Origin of the sequence: Sporofaciens sp. SGI.106, from assembly GCF_050314255.1 — a bacterium.
Lineage (GTDB): Bacteria > Bacillota > Clostridia > Lachnospirales > Lachnospiraceae > Claveliimonas.
Map to the genome: position 1 here is coordinate 1 of NZ_JBNPMZ010000044.1, position 2,017 is coordinate 2,017.

At 41.3% G+C, this 2,017-nt stretch carries 1 protein-coding gene; it reads right to left on the minus strand.

Going from position 1 to position 2,017, the window contains the following annotated elements; genetic code table 11:
- Window positions 1–109: 109 nt before the first annotated feature.
- Window positions 110–1,819, minus strand: a complete 1,710-nt coding sequence (locus ACQRCC_RS15455) for a transposase (RefSeq protein WP_427851637.1) — start codon at window positions 1,817–1,819, stop codon at window positions 110–112.
- Between the last annotated feature and the right edge of the window lie 198 nt (window positions 1,820–2,017).

Here is a 2,017-nt window from a genome sequence, read left to right on the forward strand (position 1 = left end):
CCCCCCCTCAGACCGTCCGAAAACCTCATTTTTGAGCATAAAATTAGCCCCTTTCTTTCTATGTGTCATTGAAAACTGAATAAAACACACATATTGAAAGAAAAGGAGCTTATGCTGTTGCCATAAGCTGCATCATTTTCTCAAATCCCAAAAGGTTTTTAGCTCTCTCCATATTATATCCAAGGCAAAAGAGCGCAAACTCCCCGGTCACCTTTCGCAGTCCTTTCAAAAGAAAGTAGGTGGCTCCCATCGCTCTTTTTATCGTTCCAAACGGATGCTCTGACAGGCACATCCTCTGGGACATTTTCTCAAAACTTGGTTTCAGGAAAAACTTTACAACCTTTACTTTCTCAAAGTGACCTTTTACAGCCTGCTTTGCATTTTCACATTCCTTTCCCTCTGCTTTCAACCACTCTTTGCATGACTTCTCCAGAGTATCTTTTGTAAAATCAATCTCTTTCCATTCACCCTTACCTTTGTAGCACTTGTTCCTGTTCCTGCAGTGTTTACAGGCATTTTTATTGGCATAGCGGATATTCCCATTTTTCTTGATGCATTTTTGCCTCAAGACTTCTCCCTCCGGACAATAAACCAAGTTTCTTTCCGGGTCTCTGACAAAATATCCCTCCTTCGCCCGCGCCAGCATCTCCTCCGGCGTTCCATATATAGCTTCGGATTTTTCAATATCTGCCAGATCCTCCTTCACTTTCCGGCGGACCTCTTTTACTTCCATATCAGAAATAACATCTTTATATGCCTCTGGTATTTTCCCTGCATGAAGACTCTTTTTCAACTCTTCCGGTTTTGTACTGGTTATATCTGCTTCCGCTTCCTCATATGATATTTCCAGTTCATATCCGTCTTTGCCGTCATCCAGTATGACATGTGGAATCATGCCATTCTCCAGGCATTTGATCATGTCTTCCTCATTTTCATAACCTTTATCGGCCACAACTTCAAGTATCTCATCTTGCGTCTCTTCCCGGATTTCTTCCATTGTCGGGTTCAGCATCCCATGGTCAGTGACCTGATTAGTCATTTTAAAATTCCTGATCAGATGTGTTTCAGAATCTACCGCTGTCTGCGGATTGTATGCCACGGCAAAACCATTCTTATTTTTCATCAGTCTTGCGTCTGCATCCGTCAGAGATAGTTGTGAAGCACCAGTTTCCTCCATCAGCTTCTGATAGGATTCATATCTCGCCAGACGCTCCTGTGCTTCTTTAAGCTTTGCTTCAACCACTTCTCTGGTCAGCTTCTCCGGTATTTCCTCAAGTCCTTCCTGTTCATCCATTTCTTTCAGGATTCTTAGATACTCGTCTGTATGAGCATTCAGCCATTTGATCCTGTCATCCAGCTTATTTTTAGTGAAATTACTGTCCTTGGAATTGTTCGCCAGGAACTTGCTTCCATCAACAGAAGAAAATCCCCACTCTACCGCTCCGGAAATCCTGCGGTTAAATTCGTGAAAGATATCTTTCAGGCTATCAATGTTATCTTTCCGAAAATCAGAAATCGTACGGAAGTCCGGTTCCACGCCTCCAAGCATCCATTTTACTTCAAGATTGACTTTACAGCTTTCAGCCAGTTTACGTGAGGATCGGATACCTTTACGGTTACCATATATATACAACTTATACATTCCTTTCGGATCATACGCTGGTCTGCCTTCTTTCGCTGCTTCTTTTACTTCATATTTCGTTAGATCAAGGCTGTTTACAAAAGCATCAATAAGTCTGGCGATGCTTTCCGGATCCACAAAAGAATCCCATGAACACATCATCATCTGATTGCGGTTAAAAGTTGAAACGTATGGCATAATCCGTCACCTCTTAATACAGTACTTTTCTGTAATCATTATACTATATTTCTGGTTGAAAATCTTGATTTTCTGTGTGCTTTATTCAGTTTTCAATGTACAAATATTTATGTCAAACACCCTTTCATAGGTGATTCAACCTTATGGTTAACTATTACCTGACTATTCTAGTTTTCTAGTTTTCGGACAGTCTCCCCT